Origin of the sequence: Catenibacterium sp. UBA627, from assembly GCF_002299355.1 — a bacterium.
Lineage (GTDB): Bacteria > Bacillota_I > Bacilli_A > Erysipelotrichales > Coprobacillaceae > Catenibacterium > Catenibacterium mitsuoka.
The window spans coordinates 6,471-6,870 of the sequence record NZ_DBPF01000012.1 but is presented as its reverse complement, the minus strand read 5'-3'; the positions used below and the strand labels follow the sequence as shown (position 1 = coordinate 6,870).

The following is a 400-nucleotide window of genomic DNA, read 5'->3' as shown; positions in this document are numbered from 1 at the left end:
GCTTCATTCAAGGAAGAAGACTATACAGCTTCTAGCTATAAGGCATTCTTACCAGTATTAGAAGAAGTTAAGGAAGCATTAAAGGCTGAACATACAAGTGAAGAAATCACTGCATTAACTGAAAAGTTAGATGCAGCTTCTAAGAAACTTGTAAGAAGAGGCAATACTGCTGAACTTGATCTATTACTAGCTCAGGCTAAGAATACAGATAGTAAGTTATATACACAAAAGAGCTATAAGAACTTATTAGAAGTCATCAAGGCTATTGAGGAAGAACTAGAAAATAAAGAAGAATTAACTCAGGAAGAAGTAGATGCACTTACTAAGAAGTTAAGTGATGCGATGGCTCAGTTAGAAAAGAACCCTGAAATCACTCCAGAAACTCCTTCTAAACCATCTA

At 35.2% G+C, this 400-nt stretch carries 1 protein-coding gene; it reads left to right on the top strand.

The features are described from left to right. Positions 1-400 (top strand): hypothetical protein (locus B2S90_RS00950; RefSeq protein WP_286696397.1); only part of this gene is annotated, 400 nt, incomplete at both ends.